1 protein-coding gene is annotated in these 279 nt (G+C 60.9%); it reads right to left on the bottom strand.

Going from position 1 to position 279, the window contains the following annotated elements:
- Positions 1–279, bottom strand: a 279-nt coding sequence (locus HMPREF2791_RS06485; RefSeq protein WP_210400164.1) for an HtaA domain-containing protein, incomplete at both ends; no start/stop codon positions are given.

Genomic DNA, 279 nt, shown 5'->3' with positions numbered 1-279 from the left:
GATCGCCTCCGGGAGGGTGAAGGTAGCAAAGACAGCGTCATCGCCGCGTTCGTTGAGCGCGCTTTCGTCACCAGTGATGTTGGTGCCGCGCACCCAGTAATCAACGGAGATCTTGCCGGCGGTGCCATCGACGTGCACCTTCACATCGGAAAACTGGATATCCAGACCGTAGTCCTGCCCTTCCGGGGCGTAGGCCTTGTGGCCGGTCCACCGGACGGCACCGTCGAAAGCCAAGACACCCTTGCCATTGGCGTCCAACTTCGAGTTGGCCGGGTTGAA

Source organism: Corynebacterium sp. HMSC034A01 (genome assembly GCF_001838175.1).
Taxonomy (GTDB): Bacteria; Actinomycetota; Actinomycetes; order Mycobacteriales; family Mycobacteriaceae; genus Corynebacterium.
The sequence above is the reverse complement of the archived record's forward strand: the minus strand, read 5'-3'. Positions and strand labels throughout refer to the sequence as shown.